Origin of the sequence: Lawsonibacter sp. (genome assembly GCF_022777125.1) — a bacterium.
GTDB classification, from domain to species: domain Bacteria; phylum Bacillota; class Clostridia; order Oscillospirales; family Oscillospiraceae; genus Lawsonibacter_A; species Lawsonibacter_A hominis.
On sequence record NZ_JALFGV010000016.1, the window covers coordinates 1 to 18,046 of the forward strand.

The 18,046-nt window shown below is 67.3% G+C and carries 16 protein-coding genes and 1 pseudogene; 2 read left to right on the forward strand and 15 right to left on the reverse strand.

The window, feature by feature from the left end; translation table 11 throughout:
• Window positions 1–1,095: recombinase family protein (locus tag MR825_RS01390; protein WP_287878285.1), on the forward strand; the 1,095-nt coding region annotated here is incomplete at its 5' end.
• 165 nt (window positions 1,096–1,260) lie between these two features.
• A pseudogene (locus tag MR825_RS01395) lies at window positions 1,261–1,773 on the forward strand (stage V sporulation T C-terminal domain-containing protein); the annotation flags it as partial.
• 63 nt (window positions 1,774–1,836) lie between these two features.
• Here MR825_RS01395 and MR825_RS01400 read toward each other — a convergent pair.
• The 15 genes from MR825_RS01400 to MR825_RS01470 form a co-directional block, all read right to left on the reverse strand.
• On the reverse strand, window positions 1,837–3,306 hold the full coding sequence (locus MR825_RS01400; protein WP_287878287.1) for a cobyric acid synthase: 1,470 nt from the start codon (window positions 3,304–3,306) through the stop codon (window positions 1,837–1,839).
• Window position 3,307: 1 nt separating this feature from the next.
• The gene (locus tag MR825_RS01405) at window positions 3,308–4,366 is read right to left on the reverse strand and encodes a pyridoxal phosphate-dependent aminotransferase (protein WP_256176022.1); all 1,059 of its coding nucleotides are present in this window, start codon (window positions 4,364–4,366) and stop codon (window positions 3,308–3,310) included.
• 72 nt (window positions 4,367–4,438) lie between these two features.
• Window positions 4,439–5,416, reverse strand: a complete 978-nt coding sequence (gene cbiB, locus MR825_RS01410) for an adenosylcobinamide-phosphate synthase CbiB (RefSeq protein ID WP_186907707.1) — start codon at window positions 5,414–5,416, stop codon at window positions 4,439–4,441.
• Window positions 5,413–7,404, reverse strand: coding sequence for a precorrin-6A reductase (gene cobK, locus MR825_RS01415; protein WP_287878290.1), 1,992 nt, complete (start codon window positions 7,402–7,404; stop codon window positions 5,413–5,415). Before cobK ends, cbiB begins: the two co-directional genes overlap by 4 nt.
• Window positions 7,397–8,128, reverse strand: coding sequence for a precorrin-3B C(17)-methyltransferase (gene cobJ, locus MR825_RS01420; protein WP_186907709.1), 732 nt, complete (start codon window positions 8,126–8,128; stop codon window positions 7,397–7,399). Before cobJ ends, cobK begins: the two co-directional genes overlap by 8 nt.
• Window positions 8,121–9,146 (reverse strand): cobalt-precorrin 5A hydrolase, encoded by a 1,026-nt coding sequence (locus MR825_RS01425; RefSeq protein ID WP_287878294.1) that lies wholly within the window; start codon window positions 9,144–9,146, stop codon window positions 8,121–8,123. Before MR825_RS01425 ends, cobJ begins: the two co-directional genes overlap by 8 nt.
• Window positions 9,143–9,910, reverse strand: a complete 768-nt coding sequence (gene cobM / locus MR825_RS01430) for a precorrin-4 C(11)-methyltransferase (RefSeq protein WP_287878297.1) — start codon at window positions 9,908–9,910, stop codon at window positions 9,143–9,145. Before cobM ends, MR825_RS01425 begins: the two co-directional genes overlap by 4 nt.
• A gap of 2 nt (window positions 9,911–9,912) precedes the next feature.
• A complete protein-coding gene (cbiD, locus tag MR825_RS01435) occupies window positions 9,913–11,043 on the reverse strand; it encodes a cobalt-precorrin-5B (C(1))-methyltransferase CbiD (RefSeq protein ID WP_186907712.1) in 1,131 nt (376 codons plus the stop codon).
• 3 nt (window positions 11,044–11,046) lie between these two features.
• On the reverse strand, window positions 11,047–11,673 hold the full coding sequence (locus MR825_RS01440) for a precorrin-8X methylmutase (protein WP_186907713.1): 627 nt from the start codon (window positions 11,671–11,673) through the stop codon (window positions 11,047–11,049).
• Window positions 11,657–13,075 (reverse strand): cobyrinate a,c-diamide synthase, encoded by a 1,419-nt coding sequence (locus MR825_RS01445; RefSeq protein ID WP_353845854.1) that lies wholly within the window; start codon window positions 13,073–13,075, stop codon window positions 11,657–11,659. Before MR825_RS01445 ends, MR825_RS01440 begins: the two co-directional genes overlap by 17 nt.
• Window positions 13,072–13,848 carry a sirohydrochlorin cobaltochelatase gene (locus MR825_RS01450; protein WP_287878301.1) on the reverse strand — a complete coding sequence of 259 codons (777 nt, stop codon included), beginning with the start codon at window positions 13,846–13,848 and terminating at the stop codon, window positions 13,072–13,074. The genes MR825_RS01445 and MR825_RS01450 overlap by 4 nt, the downstream gene beginning before the upstream one ends.
• 21 nt (window positions 13,849–13,869) lie before the next feature.
• Entirely contained in the window at window positions 13,870–14,628 is a 759-nt protein-coding gene (locus tag MR825_RS01455; RefSeq protein ID WP_186907715.1) for an ABC transporter permease, read from the reverse strand.
• A complete protein-coding gene (locus MR825_RS01460; protein WP_186907716.1) occupies window positions 14,628–15,476 on the reverse strand; it encodes an ABC transporter ATP-binding protein in 849 nt (282 codons plus the stop codon). The genes MR825_RS01455 and MR825_RS01460 overlap by 1 nt, the downstream gene beginning before the upstream one ends.
• Complete coding sequence (locus tag MR825_RS01465) at window positions 15,473–16,603, reverse strand: ABC transporter ATP-binding protein (protein WP_186907717.1); 1,131 nt, start codon at window positions 16,601–16,603, stop codon at window positions 15,473–15,475. Before MR825_RS01465 ends, MR825_RS01460 begins: the two co-directional genes overlap by 4 nt.
• Window positions 16,604–16,612: 9 nt before the next feature.
• Window positions 16,613–17,749: a FecCD family ABC transporter permease gene (locus MR825_RS01470; protein ID WP_186907718.1), complete on the reverse strand. Its 1,137-nt coding sequence runs from the start codon at window positions 17,747–17,749 to the stop codon at window positions 16,613–16,615.
• Window positions 17,750–18,046 lie beyond the last annotated feature (297 nt).

Genomic DNA, 18,046 nt, shown 5'->3' on the forward strand with positions numbered 1-18,046 from the left:
CGAACGAAGCAGCAAAAGGCTCGGTTCGTGAATACCGTCCCTTTTGGCTATAAAACGCATCAGGATGACAAGCATCAGCTTGTCATAGACGAAAGAACCGCCCCAGTGGTACGCAGAATTTTTCTGAATGTTATCGACGGAAAGTCCTGCACTCAGATTGCCAAAGAGCTGAATGTAGAGGGCATCCTGACACCGGCTCAGGCAAAAGCGATTCATAGCAGTTCAGCCAAAAAGCCCCAGTGGACACATCGAGCAATCCTTAGTATGATTGAAAACATCAAGTACACCGGAGTTATGGCAAACCACATGAGAGAAAGTCGCTTCATACGGGACAAGAACCAGCGTCGTGTTCCCAAAGAGGAATGGTATATCCGCAAAAATGCACATGAGGCTATCGTCACTCAAGAAGAGTTCGATAAAGCAAATGAGGCGATTCAGCGGCGCAGAAAAACAGCCAGAGTAACCCATGATCAGTCTGATAGAGTTTATTACTGCGCACACTGCGGCGGCAAACTCGAAAAGGCAAACGGGACGGTATTTGCTTGTCCTTCTCATCGGTATCACGATGGAAGCCCTTGTGAGGGCGTTTATTGGAGAAAGTCCGAATTGGAGGAAGTTCTGCTTGAAGCCTTAAAAGGACAAATCGAGATCACACGCATTGAATCCTCGGAAGTGAAAAAGGCTGCACAAGTCAGAAACGAGAGCTTGCAGCGTCAACTTGTCTTGCTCAAGGCTCAGTATGACGCTTGCGGACGAGAAAAGTTTACCCTGTATGAACAATACAGAGAAGCGAAGATCACCGCCGAAGAATATCTTTCCGGCAAAGACGAGCTGACAAGAAAACAAGCTGCCCTTAAAGAACAGCTTGAGGAAAGTGAAGCTCTGTATGAAGCGAATCAGCAAATGAGCGATGCCGCATCCGAGCAGCAAGAGGCAGTCGGGAAAATGACCGGCTTGTCCGATGGCAAACTCAGAGAGCATCTTTATGATGCAGTTGAACGAGTTCTGGTCTACGACTCAGAAAGCATTGAGATCGTTTGGAAGTTCAACGAAGTGAAGAACGGAAGCAGCAGTTATGCCGGAGCCGGTTTATGACTCCGGTATAGCTTTTAGCTGTGAAGTCGTTTTTTGTCCTAAAATAACATAATCTATCGAAACATCGTAGGCGCATGGTTTCGATCTTCAAAAGGCTCAACCATCTGTTTTTGTGGGCTTTTTGAAGAATTTGAAAAATTTTTTTGCACCTACTTGACATAATGGGACGACCTCGGGCGCGTGGTCATCCCCAAGGAGATCCGCAGGACGATGCGCATCCGCGAGGGCGACCCGCTGGAGATCTACACGGATAAGGATGGCGGCGTTATTTTCCGGAAATATTCCCTGATGGGCGGTCTGGGCGACTTCGCCGGTCAGATGTGCGAAACGCTCAACAAAACCACAGGTGAGATCGCGGTCATCACCGACCGGGACACCTGCATCGCCGTGGCGGGCACCGCCCGGCGGGAACTGGCCGACAAGCGGGTCTCCGCCGAACTGGAACAGATCATGGAGGGCCGTCAGATCTATCAGTATAAAGCGGGAGACAGCCCGCTGCCCATCTGTGAGGACGGGGACAAATACCTGATCAACTGTGCCGCGCCCATCCTGTCCGAGGGCGATGTGCTGGGCTGCGTGCTCTTTGCCGGCACGGACAACGACATGAAAAACAACGAAACGCATTATAAGCTGGTACAGACCATTGCAGGGTTTCTGGGCCGCCATATGGAGGCCTGATCCCGCCCATAAAAAACGGCTGCCCTTCCGGGCAGCCGTTTCGCATTCCCGCCGTCCGCGGGCTCACTCCGCGCGGCCGTCGAGCACACGATACACAAAGTCCAGATCCAGTCCGCCGCGCACTCCGTCGGCCAGCCGGTCATATTGCTGCTCCCGGTAAGCCCGCGCGTCGAAGCTGCCCAATCGGGCCGGGTCGACGCCCTTGCGCGCGCACAGGACGCCCAGCACCGCATCCGCGATGCCGGGGGCGTCGAAAATACCGTGGAGGTAGCTGCCGTAGACGTTTCCGCCCCCCACCAGGATGGGCGCGCGTTCCGCTGCGCTGCGGCCCATGTGGATCTCGTAGCCCTCGTAGGCCATGCCGCTCAGGGGGGCGAGCAGCCCCTCCACCGGACCGAACACGCCCCTGGCCTGCGTCTGCTTCTTCTCCCCCCGGAAGAAGGTATCCACCGGCAACAGGCCCAGTCCGGCGGCCTGCGTGACCCCGGCGGCCTCCACGCCCTCCGGGTCGGATACGGTGCGGCCCAGCATCTGATAGCCCCCGCACACGCCAAACACCAGCGTTCCGGCGGCGGCGGCCTTTTGCACCGCCGCCTCCAGCCCGCTCTGGCGCAGCCAGAGCAGATCGGCAATGGTGCTCTTGGTGCCCGGAAGCAGGATCAGGTCCGGCTGATGCAGCTCCCGCACGCTGCCCACATAGCGCAGGGATACGTTTTCATACCGTTCGAAGGGGCTGAAATCGGTGAAGTTGGAAATGCGGGGCAGGCGGATGACCGCAATATCCACCAGCTTGCGGGCGGTGGCGCGGCAGAAGCGCTCAGTCAGGCTGTCCTCGTCGTCGATATCCACGTGGAGATAGGGCACCACCCCCGCCACCGGAACGCCGCACAGCCGCTCCAGCTGCTCCAGTCCGGGCTGAAGGATGGCCCGGTCCCCCCGGAACTTATTGACGATGGTCCCTTTGACCCGCCGGCGCTCCTCCCCGTCCAGCAGGGCGATGGTGCCGTAGAGCTGCGCGAACACGCCGCCCCGGTCGATGTCCCCCACCAGCAGGACGGGGGCGTCCACCAGTTTGGCCAGGCCCATGTTGACGATGTCCTCCCGCTTGAGGTTGATCTCCGCCGGACTGCCCGCGCCCTCGATGACGATCACGTCGTATTCCGCCGCCAGGCTGTGGTAGGCCTCCAGCACGGCGGGGATGAACTCGTTTTTCCGGCGGTAATATTCCAGGGCCGTCATGTTCCCCACCACCGCGCCGTTCACGATGACCTGACTGCCCATGTCGGTGGTGGGCTTGAGGAGGATGGGGTTCATGCGCACGTCGGGCGCGATGCCCGCCGCCTGCGCCTGGACCACCTGGGCCCGGCCCATCTCGCCGCCCGCAGCGGTGATGAAGGAATTGAGCGCCATATTCTGGCTCTTGAAAGGGGCCGCCCGCAGGCCGTCCTGCCGGAAAATGCGGCACAGCCCCGCCGCCAGCAGACTTTTGCCTGCGTTGGACATGGTCCCCTGGATCATAATGGTTCTGGCCATATCAAGCTTCCTTTCGGAGCGCGCTCAGGGCGCTCAGCAGGGTCTGATTTTCCTCATGCCGCCGCACGGCGATCCGGTACCAGCCCGCGTCCAGGCCGCGGTAATTGGAGCAGTCCCGGACCAGGATCCCCCGCTCCAGCAGGGCGTCCTTCAGGGGCAGCGGGCTGTAAAACAGCAGGTAGTTGGCCTGGGAGGGACAGACATACAGCCCCAGCTGCTCCAGCCCCGCCCGGAGGAAGGCCCGCTCGGCGCGGATGACCCGGCGGGTCCGGGCCAAAAAGGCGCTCTCCCCCAGGGCCGCCACCCCGGCGGCCTGGGCGGGGAGGGAGACATTCCAGGGCTGTACCGTGCGCCCCATGGCCCGGAGCAGCGCCCCGTCGGCGCTGAGGCAGTACCCCAGGCGCAATCCCGCCATACCATAGCTTTTGGTGAATGCCTTCAGCAGGAACAGTCCCGGCTGCTCCGCCAGCAGGGGTTTGAGGGATGCGCTCCGCCCAGGGTCGGCCAGGTCCAGAAAGCATTCGTCCACAAACATGCGGATCTCCTTTTCCCGGCAGATGCGGCAGATCTCCGCCAGCAGGCCGGGCTCCACCAGCTGCCCGGTGGGGTTATTGGGATTGCAGAGGAAGACCACATCCCACGCCGCCTGCCGCAGCACCGGAAGGACCGCCTCCGTCAGGCGGAAGTCCGTGCAGCGGGAAAGGGTGTGGCGCTCCACCCCGCAGCCCGCCGCCGTCAGGGCCGCCGCATACTCGGAAAAGGTGGGGGCCAGCTCCAGCGCCCGCCGGGGACGCAGGGCGGCGCAGTAGGAGAAAATGAGCTCCGCGGCTCCGCAGCCGCAGAGCAGATATTTTTCCGGCACCTGCTCGTAATCCGCCAAAGCCCCGACCAGCGCCCGGCAGTAGGGGTCCGGATAGCGGTCCAGGCAGGCGGCGGACTCCGCCACCGCCCGGCGCACCGCCTCCGGCGTGCCCAGGGGATTGGTGTTGGCGGAAAAATCCAGCGCCACGGGGCGGCCGTAGCGGTCGCCGCCGTGCGGGTTTCCGGTTTGGTAGAGCATGGCGTCACTTCCCTGCGTTTCAAAATCAACGGCCGGATCGCTTTCTTCTCCCGGCACGGCTCCCACCCGGCGTTACAGGCGCCCCGCCAGCAGCGCCAACAGCGCCCGCAGCGCCGCGCTGCACAGCAGGGCCAGCAGCGCCGTCCCGTACATCAGCCGGCAGGCCCGGGGGATATCCGCGTGCTCGATCGCCCGCCGTTCGTCGCCGATGAAGGGCTTTTCGTGCCGCACGCCGTGGTACCATGCGTCCCCCGCCAGGCGCAGACCCAGCAGCCCCGCGCAGACCGACTCGGTCTGCGCGGAATTGGGACTGGCGTGGTTGTGCCGGTCCCGGCGGAAGATACGCCAGCCGCCGCCCACATCCAGTCCCAGCAGCCCCCCCGCCGCCAGCATCAGCAGCGCGGCCAGCCGCGCGGGGAGAAAATTCAGGACATCGTCCATTTTCGCGGGCACCAGCCCGATGTTGCGGTAAGGCGGCTCCACATAGCCCAGCATGGAATCCATCGTGTTGACCGCTTTATAGAAAAAGCCCAGCGGCGCGCCCCCCAGCGCCAGGAAAAAGAGGGGCGCCACCACGCCGTCGGAGGTGTTCTCCGCCACCGTCTCCACCGCGGCACGGGCGACGCCGGCCTCATCCAGCCGCTCGGTGTCCCGGCCCACGATCCAGGAGACGGCCCGGCGGGAGGCCTCCAAGTCCCCCGACTCCAGGGCGGTATAGACCTTCATGCTCTCCTCCCGCAGAGAGCGGACGGCCAGGATCTGCCAGCTCATCACGCTCTCCGCCGCCAGGGCCAGCCAAGGACTCACCCGGCGGCAGGCCCACAGCAGCAGCGCGGGGATCAGCAGGGACAGCCCCGCCGTCAGCACCCACAGCACGCCGCCCGCCCAGCGCTCTCCCGCCGCTGTTTGGGGGAAGCTCCGGCGCAGCATGCGCTCCAGCGCGGAGATCAGTTTCCCGATGAGCGCCACCGGATGGGGGACGCCCCGGGGATCCCCCAGCAGGAGATCCAGCCCAAAGCCGATCAGCAGGGCAGCGAGAGACCATCTCATGAACAGGGCTCCTTTTGTTGAAAGGTGAAGAGGTAGATGGGGTTCTGAGCGCTCATCAGGTGGTAGCGCCCCGCCTTCCGATCCCGGGCCACCGTGAGGCAGACCGCCTCGGTCTCCGTAAAGGGGAACGCGTCCCGGCAGGCGTTGAGCTCGGCCACCGACTCCAGGGTGACGGCGGCGGCCACGACGCGGGCGGCGGGGTTTTTCTCCCACACCAGCGACAAGATCTCCCGGAGGTTGCCGGAGCTGCCGCCCAGGAACACATGGGTGGGGTCCTCCAGCGCCCGGCAGGCCTCCGGGGCCGTGCCGGGGACGATCTCCAGGTTTCCCGCCTGAAAGCGGGCGCGGTTCTCCTCCAGCAGCGCGCAGGCGTCCGCCCGGCGCTCGATGGCGTACACCCGGCCCCGCCGGGCCAGCCGGGCCATCTCGACGGACACAGAGCCGGTGCCCGCCCCCACGTCCCAGCACACCGCATCCTCGGTGAGGCGCAGCTTGGACAGGCACACGGCGCGCACCTCGCTCTTGGTCATGGGCACCACGCCCTCTGCGCCGCCGCCCCGCTGGAAGGCCTCGTCGGGCAGGCCCGGGGTGACCACGCCCCGCCCGGCGGCGGCGTTCTCGATGAGCGCCACGCTGAGGGGGTGGTAGCGGCCCGCGGCCAGCTCGGCGGCGGAGCCGGTGGTGATGCGCTCGTCGGGGTAGCTCAGCCGCTCCCCCACGCTCACCCGCACCGCGCCCAGCCCGGCCTCCGCCAGCCGGCGGCAAAGGCGCGCCATGCCGTCCTCCCCGCCTACCAGGGCAAACACCCGGCGGTTGGCCGCCACGTCGGGCACGATGTCATGGTCGCGGCCGTGGACGCTGACCGGGACCACATCCTCATAGCCGGTGCCCAGCCGCGCGCAGAGGCAGACCAGGGAGCTCAGCCCCGGCAGCACCGTCACGTCCCACCCGCTCAGAAGGGGCAGCAGGCGCCGGGCGCCGCTGAAAAAGCCCACGTCCCCGGACAGGGCCACCGCGAAGCGCAGCAGCTCCGGGTGGGCGCGGATCTGCGCGCAGATGGCCTGGGGCTCCACCGCCGCCAGCGCCGTCTGCCCCGGCGCGGCCACCGCTTCCAGCATGCGCGGCGCGCCGATGACGCCGTCCGCCTCCCGCAGGGCGCGGCGCGCCCGCTCCGTCATGGCCGACGCTGCGCCCGGACCGATGCCCACCAGCGTCACCCGGGGGCGGTGGACCAGGCCAAAGCGGGCCCACAGCCTGCGCACCACCGCGTCAAAGGGCTCGCCCTCCCGCTGGGGCGGACGGCCCACGACCACCAGGGTGGCGCCCGTCTCCTCCGCCGCCGCGGCTTTTTCGGCAAATCCCCCGGCGGCGCCCGCCTCTTTCGTCACCAGAAAGCGTGCGCAGACCGCCCGGAGCATGGCGGCGTTCCATTCCCGGGAAAAGGGGCCCTGCACGGCCAGGATGTGTCCCGGCTCCAGCCCCGCCGCCCGGCAGGCCTCCAGCGAGGCCGCCATGGGCAGCACCCGGGCATAGACCCGGCGGGCAAAGTCCGTCATGCCGCTGTAACGGGCCAGTTCCTTGCTGCCGGTGGTCAGCAGCACGTTGCCCGGCTTTCCCTCCAGATAAGCCGCCGCCGCCGCGCTGTCCGGCACAAAGACCGCCCCGGCCTGCGCCCCGCTCTCCGGACGCAGCAGGCGCAGGTATTCCGTGCCCGCCGCCCGGCAGGCCGCGGCAATGTTTTCCGTCGCCACAGGGGCGTAGGGGTGGGTGGCGTCCACCACGCAGTCGAAGCCCTCCCGCCGGAAGAGCTCCTGCATCTCCTCCCGGGTCAGGGGCTGGGCGGAGACCGTCAGGTTCTCCCCCTCCGGCAGCAGGCTCCGGCCGTATTCCGTGGCTACGCAGACGGTGACGGACACGCTCTGCCCGGCCAGCAGCTGGGCCAGCTTCCGCCCCTCGGTGGTACCGGCGAACAGGCACAGCTTACCCATGGCGGTACCCCCTGGGGGTGACCAGCCGCCCGCCGATCACCCGGGTGGTGCTGTTGCCGATGAAGACGGTGCAGAACATGTCGGCGGGGTAGTCCGCCAGCTCCTCCAGGGTCAGCACCATGCCGCTTTCCCCGTCCCGGCCGATGCTGCGGGCCACGCCGCAGGGCCGCTCCGGCGGCAGGCGGCGCAGCAGGATCCCGCAGGCGCGGCGCAGATGCTCGGGCCGCCCATGGCTGGCCGGGTTGTAGAGGACGATGGACAGGTCCCCTGCTGCGGCGGCCTCCAGCCGCGCCTCAATGGCCGGCCAGGGGGTCAGCCGGTCGCTGAGGCTGATCACGGCAAAATCGTGGGTCAGCGGCGCACCCAGCACCGCCGCGCCGCTGCACGCCGCCGTCAGTCCGGGCACCACCGCGATCTCCGGTGCGGAACGCTCCCCCCGCAGCTCGTAGACCAGGGCCGCCAGGCCGTACACGCCGCTGTCCCCGGAGCAGACGAGGGCGGTCTCCTTCCCGCGCTCCGCCAGCTCCAGCGCCATGCGGCAGCGTTCGCTCTCCCGGGTCATGGGGGTGGTGTAAAATTCCTTGTCCGGGTAGCGCGGGCGGACCAAGTCCACATAGACGTGATAGCCCACGATCGCCCGGCTGGCCTGCAGGGCCCTGTGGGCCCGCAGGGTCATATTGTCCGCGTCTCCCGGGCCGATGCCCACTACCGTCAGTTTAGCCAAAGCGCACCTCCCAATGCTCCGCCGCCACGGCCACGGTCACGCCGTCCCGGGCGGTCTTTTTCACCAGCAGCCGCTCCGCGCCCAGCAGGGCGGCGCGCTCGCACACATTGTCCACCCCCGTGACCGTCCGGACGAAGGCCGACGGGGTAAAGGCCCCCTCCACCGCCGCCAGCTCCCCGGCGGAGTGGAACCGGACCGGCCACCCCTTTTCCCGGCAGAAGGCCAGAAGACCCGGCTCCTCCGCCTTCAGGTCGATGGAGGCGGCGCACTTCACCGCACGGGGGTGGATGGCATGCTCCTCCAGTACCTGCTCCACCAGCGCCCGGATGGCCTCCGCCGGGGTCCCCCGGCGGCAGCCCAGCCCCACGTGGAGCACCGGCGGCACCAGCAGCAGGGTCTCCCCGAACGGGCGGCGGCGCCGCCAGGAGACACAGATGCCCACCGCTCCGCGCTCGCCCGCCTCCGTCCCGGCCGGCAGGGGGCCGGTCACGGGGAAATCGCTGCTCAGGGGGACCGGGCCCTCCAGAATGGCGGCGGACACCGCCTTGGCCGCGCGCATACTGTCGATGGCAAGCCCCTGTTGGGCCGCCCAGGCGTCCACCGAAAACAGTCCGTTCACGTCGGTGGCGGTGGTGATCACGCCGGTGGCGCCCAGCCCGGCGGCCACCCGGCGCGTCAGCTCATTGGCCCCGCCGATGTGGCCGGAGAGCAGGGAGATGACGAACTGCCCCCGCTCGTCCGCCACCAGCACGGCGGGATCGGTGCGCTTGTCCGCCACGTAGGGGGCGATGGCCCGCACCGCGATGCCGCAGGCCCCCACAAAAACGACGGCGTCCGCCCACGCCATCACCGGGCCGGTAAACCGGCTCAGCGGCGGCACGACGGCCTCAAAATCCTCCTGGGCATACCGCGCCATGGTATAGGCCCGGCATTCGTCCCCCGCGCCGCAGGCCGCCCCGCGCACCCGCCGGGCGGTGTCGCAGCCCCGGCGGCTGAAGGCAAACAGGGCCAGCTTCATGTCTCGTCCCCGTCGCTTCCCTGCCGGAACGCGGTGGTAAAGGCGGGGTCATAGAGGCGGGAGCGCCGGTATTCCTGCCCCATACAGCCGCCCACGATGATCAGCGCGGTCTTGGTGATGCCGCTCCCGGTCACCGCGGCGTGCAGGGTGCCCACGGTGCAGCGGACGATCCGCTCGTCGGGCCAGGTGGCCTTGTAGACCACCGCGGCCGGGGTGTCCGCCGGATAGTCCCCCGCCAGCAGCTCCGCCTGAAGCGTTTCGGTCAGCCCAGTGCTGAGAAACAGCACCATGGTGGAACGGTGGGCGGCCAGGGCGCGGATGGACTCCCGCTCCGGCACGGCGGTGCGCCCGGCGGTGCGGGTGATGATGACGCTCTGGCTCACGCCGGGCAGGGTATACTCCGCCCGCAGGGAGGCGGCCGCGCCGCAGAATGCGCTGACGCCGGGGCAGACGTCATAGTCCACCCCCATCGCCTCCAGCCGGTCGAACTGCTCCCGTACCGCGCCGTAAATGCTGGAGTCCCCGGTGTGCAGGCGCACGGTGGTCTTGCCCGCCGCCTCCGCCGCGGCGATGGTCTCCAGCACCTGCTCCAGGGTCATCTCCGCACTGTTGTGGATCTCACAGCCGGGCTTGGTGCCCGCCAGCAGCTCGGGGTTGACCAGAGACCCGGCGTAGATGACCACGTCGGCCTCCCTCAGCAGCCGGGCGCCCCGCACCGTGATCAGATCCGCCGCGCCGCTTCCGGCGCCCACAAAATGTACCATTGCTATCCCTCCCTGATGTGTTGCAGCAGCGCCGGCGCCTGTCCCGTCTCTCCCAGCAGGCCGAAGGCCTTGGAAAAGAGTATCGCGCCGGTCCGCAGCTGCTCGCCCGCCCGGTTGGCCAGATGGAGCTCCACCCGCCCCGTCAGGCGGCGCAGCGTCTCCTCGCAGATCCCGTGTTCCCGCAAGACCCGCAGGGCCTCGTCGCAGCTGACGCAGGCGAGCACCGCCCCGCTCCCCGCCGCATCCAGCCCCGCCGCCCCGGCGTGGGCGGCCAGCAGCTCCATGCGGCAGTCTCCGTACTTGGAGTGGGTGTTGAGCATTCCCCCCGCCAGCTTGACCAGCTTGCCGATATGCCCCACCAGCAGCGCGCCCCGGAACCCCAGCTCCCGGCACAGGTCCAGGCTCTCCCCGATGAAATTGGAGGTCTGCACCGCCCGCTCCGGGTCGAGGCCCAGCGACGTGCGGATAAACTCCGCGCCGTAATTGCCCGGCGTCAGCAGCACGTACTCCGCCCCGCCCGCCCGGCGCTGGCTCAGCTCCAGGCGGATGGTATCCACCAGGGCCTGCTCGCTCATGGGCTCCACGATGCCGGTGGTGCCCAGGATGGAGATGCCGCCCGCGATGCCCAGCCGGGGATTGAAGGTCTTTTTCGCCAGGGCCTCCCCCTCCGGGGCGGAGATCACCACCGACAGCCCGCCCCGGTAGTCCAGCGCCCGGCAGACCTCCCCGACGTTCTCCCGGATCATCTTCCGGGGCACCGAGTTGATGGCGGCGGCCCCCACCGGCTGATCCAGGCCGGGCCTGGTCACCCGGCCCACGCCGGCGCCGCCGTCGATCCAGACGCCGGGGCCGTCCCGTTTGGACACGGCGGCGAAGATCAGCGTCCCCCGGGTCACGTCCGGGTCGTCGCCGGGGTCCTTTTCAATCGCGCACGAGACCTGCCCGGCCCCCAGTTCGATGGCCCGGACCGCCAGCTCCAGCCGGACTCCGCCGGGGGTGGTCAGACCGATCTGCTCCCGCCGCCGGCCGGTCAGCAGCATCCAGGCCGCCGCCTTGGCCGCCGCCGCCGCGCAGGACCCGGTGGTATACCCCAGCCGCAGGCGCTTCCCCGCCCGGACGATATACTCCTCCATGGCTCAGCGGGCGATCTGATAGAGCATGGCATTGCAGATGGCGGCGGCCACATTGCTGCCGCCCTTCCGGCCCCGGGCCACGATATAGGGCGCGCCGGCGTCCATGATCTGCTGCTTGCTCTCCACCACGTTCACAAAGCCCACCGGCACGCCGATGACCAGCGCCGGGGACAGCGCCCCGCCGCGGATCAGCTCCCCCAGCTCCAGCAGGGCGGTGGGGGCGTTGCCGACGGCAAAGATACAGGGCTTTTTCACATGCTCCGCCGCCCACCGCATGGACGCCGCGGCGCGGGTGCTCCCCCGCCGCCCGGCCAGCGCGGCCACCTCCGCCTCGGACATGAAGCAGTGCACCTGCCCCCCCAGGCCCTCCAGCACCCGCTTATTGATGCCCGAACGGGCCATCTGGGTATCGGTGACGATATCGCATCCGGCGCGCAGGGCGGCGATGCCCTGCGCGACCGCATGGTCGGAAAAGGCCAGGTTTTCGGCATAATCGAAATCGGCGGTGGTATGGATCACCCGTTTGACCACCAGCTCGTTTTCCGCCGGGATGACCTGCTCCCCCAGCAGCTGAGTAATGATCTCAAAGCTGCGCCGTTCAATGTCCATGGGCTTATCGTACTCGATCATGACGTTCTTTCTCCTTTAAACAGGCCTCATAAAACCGCGTGGCAAAGGCCGGATTGGCGTAAAAATGGAAGTGGGGATAGCCCGCGTAGAGGGTCGGGGTGGCGACGGCGCACGTCCAGCTGCGGCCGGTGGGTTTGACGGCGGTGAAGTCCTCTCCCCGCTCCGTGGCGTCCCAGCGGTGGAACTCGTGGCCCCGGATCTCCTCTCCCGCCCGGCACAGCAGATTGTCCCGCCTGGCCCGCAGGGTCACATAGCCGAAGCGCACCAGCCTCCCCGCGTCGGCGCAGTTCCCGGGCAGGACGCCCGCCATGGGAGCGCCGGCAATGGCCTGGGTCAGGTACATAAAGCCGCCGCACTCGGCGATGCAGGGCAGGCCGCCCTCCACCGCCGCGCGGATCGCGGCGCGCAGGGACGCGTTTTCACTCAGGGCAGGGGCGTACAGCTCCGGATAGCCGCCCCCCAGATAGAGCCCGTGGATCTCCTCCGGCAGCGCCGGGTCGGCCAGCGGGCTGAAGGGGACCAGCTCCGCCCCCAGCTCCGTCAGGGCGGCCAGGCTGTCCTCATAGTAAAAGCAGAAGGCCCGGTCCCGGGCCACGGCGATGCGCACCGGCCGGTCAAAGCGGGGCAGGCGCACCGGCTCGTACTCCAGCGGCGGCGCGCTGCGCGCCAGCTCCAGCAGCCCGTCCAGGTCGATGCTTCGCTCCGCCTGACGGGCCAGCCGCGCCAGCTTCTCCCGCAGATCGGAGACCTCTGCGGCGGTGACCAGCCCCAGATGGCGGCTGGAGAGGGCACACTCCGGCAGCACGGGCAAAAACCCCAGGGGGCGCACCCGCCCTCCGAACCGCTCCCGGATGGCCGCCGCCAGCGCCGGATAGGCCCCTTCGGAGCACTGGTTGAGAAGGACGCCCTGGACCGGATGGTCGGGGCAGAAGTCCAAAAAGCCCTGGAGCACCGCCAGCGCCGAAAGCGCCGTCCCCTTGGCGCCTACCACCAGCACCACGGGCGTTTGGGTCCACCGGGCCACCTCGTAGGTGCTGGCCCGGGTGGTGGTAAGCCCCAGGCCGTCGTAGTACCCCATGACCCCCTCGATGACGCTGACCGCCCTGCCGGCGGCATGCCGGGCCAGCAGGAAGCGCAGGGTATTTTCCGTAAAGAAGAAGGGGTCCAGATTGGCGCTGGGCGCGCCGATGACGCGGCTGTGAAACATGGGGTCGATGTAGTCCGGCCCGCATTTGAAGCTGCCCGTATCGATCCCCCGGTCCACCAGCGCCTGAAGCACCGCGCAGGCCAGGGTGGTCTTTCCGCAGCCGCTGTTGGTGCCCGCCAGCAGCAGGCGCGGCAGGTTCTGCTGCATCCGCCCGTCCCCCTCCGTTTCGTTTGAATGGATCTGTTTCGCGCTCAATCCAGGCCTCCGGCGGCCTGGAGGGCCCGGCGCACATACAGCGCCCGGATGCCGTCCAGACGGCCCAGCCCGCCCAGAACGCAGGCGGTCCGGAGGCCGGCCGCCTCCAGCCGCGCCCGGAGGCTTCCGGGCGCCGGGCCCGCCATGTCGTTTTTGGCGTGATCCCCGGCCGCCAGCAGCAGCGGGACCAGCAGGACCCGGGGCCGTCCCAGCGCGGCCAGTTCCGCCGCCGCGTCTTCAAAGGTGGGGACGCCCTCCACCGTGCACAGGCGCACCGCCGCCCCCGGCAGCGCCCGCAGGCGCCGGGCCATGGCCTCATAGAGGGCGTTGGCCGCATGGGCGGTGCCGTGCCCCATCAGCAGCAAGGCCGTATCCTCCCCCACCGGATAGGCCTGCCGCAGGGCGGCGATCACGCCGTCCAGGTCGTCCTCTCCGTACAAAAGCGGGCGGCCCGCCCGCACCTCCAGTCCGTCGGCCGCCGTCAGGGCCGCGCACAGGCCGTCGTACTCTTCGCCGGGGAGGAGCAGGGTGGGCTGGACGACCACCCGCCCCATGCCGTCGGAGCGGATCCGCGCGAGGGCCTCCTCCACGCTGTCCACGTGCATGTTCTGCCGCTCCCGCAGGCGGCGGCGCACGACGCCGCTGGTAAAGGCCCGGTAGACCGGGCAGCCGGGGAAGGCGTCGGCCAGCGCCTCCTCCACCGGGACGATATCCGCCCGAAGGGCGTCCAAATGGGTGGTGCCGAAGCTGACGGCCAAAACGGCTGTTCGCATGGCGTTTCTCCTTTCGTCGGACTACAGGTTCTTGCGCCGTAGGACCACCAGATTGGCCACGGCCAGGAAGGCGGCGGCGTACAGGGCCAGCACCCCCAGGCTCAGCAGGCTGGGCGCGGCGCCGTAAGCCATGGAACGCAGCGACCCGCTGGCATGGGTCAGGGGCAGGAGCCGGATGAGCGTCTGCACCGCCCCGGGCACCCGGTCCAGCGGGAAGAAGGTATTGCACAGGAAGGTCATCGGCAGGATGACAAAGGTGGAAAACCGGGTGATGTCCGCGTGGGTGCTGGCCAGGACGGCCGCCATGACCCCCAGGGCCCCGAAGGTCATTCCGTTGAGCAGCATCACCAGGAAAAAGGCCGGGCTCAGGCACATAGAGGCCCCGAAGGGGAACGAAAGCAGCAGGATGAGCACGCCGCTGTACATCCCCCGCAGGGATCCCCCCAGCATCTGGCCGAAAATATAGGCCGGCATAGGAGTGGGGGATATGATGATATGATCGAAGGAGTGCTCAAACAGGCGCTGGACGTTCAGCGGCTGGGCCACAGCGGAAAAGCTGGTGTTCATGGTGGTCAGGGCGAGGATGCCCGGCACCAGGAAATCAATGTAGGGCCGTTCGGTGACGGCGCTGGCCGAGCCCAGGCCCCATCCCAGCGCGATCAGATACAGCAGGGGACTCACCAGGGCGGAAGCGGTGATCTTCTTCCACTCGAAGCGAAACTCCACCCACTTCTCCCACAGCACGGTGACGACTGCGTTCACGATCGGATTTTGCCGCATCACACCGCCTCCAATCCGCGCCCCACCTGGGTCAGGAACACGTCTTCCAGCGTGGTCCTGCGCAGAAGGATCGGCTCGCTCCGCCCGCCGGCGTAGGCAAGGGCCGCCTCCTTGTCTGGAAAGAACGCGCTTTGGGTGTGATCTCCCGCAAACACGTCCACCGCCACCGGCCCCAGCAGGCGGATCAGGTTTTCCGGCGTATCCAGCCGCGCCACCCGCCCCTGGTCGATGAGCGCCACACGCTGGCACAGGCTTTCGGCCTCTTCAATATAATGGGTGGTCAGCAGAATGGTCAATCCCTGACGGTTCAGGGTGCGCAGCAGGTCCCACATCTGCCGCCGGGAGGCCGGGTCCAGCCCAATGGTGGGCTCGTCGAGGATCAGGATCTCCGGGTCGGTGAGCAGAGCGCGGCAGAGCATGAGCTTGCGCTTCATGCCTCCGGACAGCCTGCGCACCGTCTTGTTCCGGTGTCCGGTCAGGGCGCAGAAGGCCAGCAGCTCTTCCCGGCGCCGCAGGATGCGCTCCTGCGGGATGCCGTAGAGCCGCCCCTGCAATTCCATGATCTGATCCAGCGTCATATCGCTGCGCAGGGAGTTGTGCTGGGTGATCAGCGCCAGCTTGCGTTTGATGTCCCCCCGGCGGCGGCCCAGCGTCTCTCCGTCGATCCGGATCTCCCCCGCCGAGGGCAGCAGCAGGGTGGACAGGATGCTGATAAGGGTGGTCTTCCCCGCCCCGTTGGGGCCCAGCAGGCCGAAAAACGCCCCTGATTCGATGGTCAGGGACACATCGTCCAGGGCGTTGGTCCCGCTTTGGGGATAGCGCTTGCTCACATGACAAATCTCGATCATACGCCGCTCTCCTTTCCCTGCCATCCCTTCCAGCCCCGGTACACGCGCAGGCCTTTCTCCCGGGCCAGTTCCAGCAGGCGGCCGTTCATCCGGTTGAACACGGCGACGGGGGTCCCTGCGTCGATGACCGCCCCGGCCCGCAGCAGGGCCTGCTCCGCCGCGCGGCACAGCGCCTCGCCGGCGGGCTCGAACGCGGGAGCGGCGTACACGTGGTCGCTCAGCTCCCGGGCCACCTGAAAATCCACGTCGTTTTCAAACAGGACGCCGGTGGCAAAGGGCACCTGCTGCTTTTGCAGGGCACGGTAGCAGGGCACGCCGAAGCCGCCGCCCCCCACCACGAAGACCTGAGGCGCCCCTTCGGGGCGGGTCAGCTCCACGCTGCCGAAGAGCAGGTTGTAGGAGCCGTGCTCGATCTCATAAAGCCGGTCGATCTCGCCTCCCGCGAACAGCTCCTCCGGCGGACCGAACCGGGCGACGGTATCCCCCTTGACGCACAGAAGGTAGTCGGAGATCTTCATGGCCAGGTCGATCTCATGCAGGGACATGACCACCGTAACACGCTGCTCCCGGGCCATTTCCCGGAGAATATCCAGCAGCTCGATCTTATGGCGGATATCCAGATAGGCGGTAGGCTCGTCCAGGACGATGACCTGGGGCTGCTGGCAGATGGCCCGGGCCAGCATGATCCGCTGGCGCTGGCCGTCGCTGAGGGTGGCGAAGTCCCGCTCCTCCAGCTCCAGGGCGTGGACCCGCTCCAGGGCCTGACGGACGATGCGCTTGTCGGTCTCGGTCAGTTTGCCCAGGGCGTTGGTGTAGGGATAGCGGCCCATCGCCACCACTTCGCCGCAGGTCATCAGTTCCGGACGGATCCGGTCGGTAAGCACCACCGCCACCTGCCGGGCCATCTCCCGGGCCGACCAGGCGTATACCTCCCGCCCGCCGATGTACACCATGCCGCCCAGCTTGGTCAGATGGCGGGTGATGGACTTGAGGATGGTGGACTTCCCCGCCCCGTTGGGGCCGATCAGCGTGAGGATCGTCCCCTTTTCGATCTGGATGCTGATGTCGTGTATGAGCACCTGCCCGTCATAGCCCACGGCCAGATCTTCCGTTTTGAAATATCCCATCGCAGCCTCCTACTCCTGGCCCCTGCGGCGGCGCAGCATCATCCAGATGACCACCGGCGCGCCAAAGGCGGAGGTGACGGTGCCGATGGCCAGCTCGGTGGGCGAAAACGCCGTACGGGCGATCAGGTCGCAGAAAATGCAAAACACCGCGCCGCACAGATACGTGACCGGGATGACCAGCACGGGCCGGGAGGTCTTGAGCAGGGAGCGGGTGATATGGGGCACTGCGATCCCCACAAAGGAAATAGGACCGGCAAAGGCGGTGACACAGGCGGAGAGCAGGCTGGAGAGCAGGATGAGCAGCGCTCGGAAGAGCTTGATGTTGATGCCCAGGCTCCGGGCGTACCCCTCTCCCAGCGCATAGGCCCCGATGGGCTTGCTCAAAAGCCAGGCCGCCCCCAGTCCCAGCAGGCAGATCCACGCCGCGGTGGTCACGCTGCTCCAGTTCGCCCCGGAAAAGCTGCCCATGGACCAGCTGGTCAGGTTGACGATGTCCTCCTCCTTGGCAAAGGTGATGCAGAAGTCGGTGATGGCGCCGCAGACATAGCCCACCATGATGCCGATGACCAGCAGCATCGACATGCCATGTACCCGCTGGGAGAAGATCAGCACGATGCCCGCGATGAGCAGGGAGCCCGCAAAGGCGGAGAGGATCATGACCGTAGAGCTGATCCGGCTGAGATACCGGCTGAGGAAGATCATGGTGATCCCCACCACCATCTTGGCCCCCGAGGAGATCCCCAATACGAAGGGTCCGGCAATGGGGTTGCGGAAGAAGGTCTGGAGCAGAAACCCGGAGACGGAGAGCGCGCCCCCCAGAATGGCGGCCAGCAGCATCCGGGGCATCCGGATGCTGAAAATGATCTTGCTCTCGGTGGAGCCGTCCAGCACCGCCTGGAGCGCCTCGGCGTAAGCGCCGCCGGTAAACACTTCCATGACCTTCAGCCGCAGAGCATCCCACACCATACGGAATACCGCTCCGGCCGGGATTTGTACGGAGCCTGTATTGACATTCAGCACCAAACCCCAGGCCAGCAGTCCGGCCAGGACCGCCACCACGGCCGCAAAGCGCCCGACAGCGGTCAGGCGCTTTGCGCGCCGCCCCGTTTCCGCCAGGTGCGGGGCGGTTTGCAGCTTCGTTTCCATAGCTTGCCGCCTTTCCAACGATACTGGATAGAAGGAAATCGGCAGGGCGGAAGGCCCCGCCCTGCCGCGGCGCGGCGAACAAGCCCGCCGCGCCGCTCAAACATGCCGGCACTTTTCAAGGACCTGCAGCCCCCCGCTGACGCCTGGGTCCGCCTGGGTCCCCCAGGGCCGCCCGCGTCCTTCTCCGTAAAGGGGACGCGGCGTCCGCAAGGCCGCAAAGCCGCCGACGGCTGCCCCGTGCGGGCGCAGACGCATGTTTCACGGCCGCGGGGGCGAGGCTATACGCGGCCTTCCCCC